The organism is Chamaesiphon sp. OTE_8_metabat_110 (assembly GCF_031382685.1).
Taxonomy (GTDB): domain Bacteria; phylum Cyanobacteriota; class Cyanobacteriia; order Cyanobacteriales; family Chamaesiphonaceae; genus Chamaesiphon.
Genome location: NZ_JANMZA010000564.1, coordinates 1 through 2315, shown reverse-complemented (window position 1 = coordinate 2315; position 2315 = coordinate 1). Strand labels below are relative to the sequence as shown.

The window sequence follows — 2315 nt, the reverse complement described above, 5'->3', positions numbered from 1 at the left end:
AAATGTCGCTGATGTTCTCGGATTGCGGACGTTATCGCCAGCATATTCCAGAGCAGGGCTGGATTAGTTTACAAGTTCCTTAGTTTAGACTTTAGGCTTTGGGCTTTAGGTTAGCTGACTTGAGACGAAAATTGGTAAGTTGGGTTTCGCTATCGCTCTACCCAACTTACACTCAAACACCCTAGAAATGTTGGGTTTCATTCTTCAACCCAACCTACACTTTACACTCTTCATTCAAAATCTTGGCGAATAACCATAGTTATTCGATCGAGAACCTCATCGATCTTCGCTTGTTTCAGTACAGCGACTTGTCTGACGATGTTATTTTTATTAATAGTTGCAATAACATTCGTCCTAATATAGCAAGGGCTGATGTTGAGCTTACCAGTCTCAAAATCTAGTTCGGTTATTTCCACCTCATTAGATCTACCAGACTTACTAGTAATCGGACAAAAGATGAGATTATTTCGATCTGAGGGAGCAATTAAAAAAGCTGGTCTTTTTTTAGTTGCTGAGGCATCGGAAAAAGGAAAAAGTACAACTACGACAGCTCCCTTTTGAAAACTATCTAGAGATCTTGCCAAGCTTTATCTTCCTCCTCGTTCAGCCACACTTCTGCAAGCGACGATTCGCTGAGGTTTTGCCAGTCTCGAACTAATGGGGATGACTGTTCTAGATTACCTGATACCAACCAAGAGTTTTGATGTAAAGAAGCTGGGATTTGAATCGAGACAATCTCCGCAGTAGCTAATCGAGTGCTAAGGCTTTCCTGCACTCGATCGATCGCTGCTTGCGGGGTAGCAGCGATAACGTGGCAACCTGGAAGCTCTAAGACAGTAGCGGAAGATTGTCCGTCAGCAGTCTGTTCTAGCAAGACCGTGTAAGTTGAGGCAATCATAAGATCTGATTTTCTGGATGAATCTACATTCTATCTGAAATCGCTCTTTCGATCGCCTGCATACAAAACTGGACAGTGACGATTCGGCTGACAATGACAATTACCCCGTCCAGTTTGCTGTAAATCTCCGCTAGAATTGAGTGAGGACTTAATTAGATTGGGTAGCAACTCGAAAGTCAATATTATTTACACCTGTCTAATCCTGCCGATCTCTTGCTAAAGCCTAATACCTAAAGCCTAAAGCCTTTCCCAACCAAGCACTACTTCCCAGCACTAAGCACCTCAATATGACTATTTTTACGTTGCAATCGGTTAAAAAAGACTTTGGAATTAAAGAGATTCTTAAAGATGGATCGTTTAGCTTAGATGCGGCGGACAAAGTGGGTTTGATCGGGATGAATGGATCGGGAAAATCAACTTTACTGAAGATGATTGCGGGTTTAGAACCGATCGATGGTGGGCAGATTTTACTCAATCCGGGAGTAACGACGATCTATCTACCGCAACAGCCAGAGATGGATCCCAACCATACGGTACTAGAACAGGTATTTGCATCGAGTGGCGAGCAGATGCAATTAGTCCGAGATTATGAAGAAATATCTGACAAATTAGCTCATCCCGATCTAGGTGATTCGACAGCATTGCTAGCAAAACTATCGACGGTAATGCAGCGGATGGATGCGACGAATGCGTGGGAATTGGAAACTAAGTCAAAGATTATTCTTACTAAACTAGGCATTCATGATTTTGATGCTAAAGTTGGCGATTTGTCGGGTGGATATCGCAAACGCATCGCTCTCGCAGCAGCGTTATTATCCGAGCCAGATGCTCTATTAATGGACGAGCCTACCAACCATTTAGATGCGATGTCGGTGGAATGGTTACAGGAGTATTTAAGCCGCTATCGGGGCGCGATCTTATTGATTACACACGATCGCTATTTCTTGGATAAAGTAACTAACCGAATTATCGAGATCGATCGCGGGGATATTTATACTTATAGTGGTAACTATACTTACTATCTAGAAAAGAAAGCCTTAGCCGAAGAATCGATGGTGGGTACCCAGCGCAAACATGCTGGCTTACTCCGCCGAGAATTAGCCTGGTTGCAACGGGGAGCAAAAGCACGCAGTACCAAGCAAAAAGCGCGAATTGGACGGGCGGAAGATCTTAAAGAAAAAGAATTTAAACAGACAACTGGACGCGTAGATATTTCCACTCCCACCCGCCGAATTGGGAAGAAAGTAATCGAAGTTGTTGGTGTATCTAAAAATTACGAAGATCGCCAGATTATTTCTGATTTTACCTACGAATTTTCACCCGACGATCGGATCGGCATTATCGGTGAAAATGGGGCTGGTAAATCGACGCTGATGGATATCTGTACGGGACGATTGGCACCCGACAAAGGTAGTGT

Annotated in this window: 3 protein-coding genes; 1 reads left to right on the top strand and 2 read right to left on the bottom strand. The window is 43.5% G+C overall.

What is annotated here, in order from left to right:
* Window positions 1-230: 230 nt before the first annotated feature.
* Window positions 231-584, bottom strand: a complete 354-nt coding sequence (locus RMO52_RS20380) for a type II toxin-antitoxin system PemK/MazF family toxin (RefSeq protein ID WP_310417905.1) — start codon at window positions 582-584, stop codon at window positions 231-233.
* Entirely contained in the window at window positions 569-898 is a 330-nt protein-coding gene (locus RMO52_RS20375) for a type II toxin-antitoxin system HicB family antitoxin (protein ID WP_310417902.1), read from the bottom strand. Before RMO52_RS20375 ends, RMO52_RS20380 begins: the two co-directional genes overlap by 16 nt.
* A gap of 287 nt (window positions 899-1185) precedes the next feature.
* On the opposite strand from RMO52_RS20375, the gene RMO52_RS20370 reads away from it, so the two are divergent.
* Window positions 1186-2315: ABC-F family ATP-binding cassette domain-containing protein (locus tag RMO52_RS20370; protein ID WP_310417899.1), on the top strand; the 1130-nt coding region annotated here is incomplete at its 3' end.

Bases quoted from the DNA above. Each gene is read 5' to 3' on its own strand.
- RMO52_RS20375 (WP_310417902.1), bottom strand. From the start codon at position 898: ATGATTGCCTCAACTTACACGGTCTTGCTAGAACAGACTGCTGACGGA.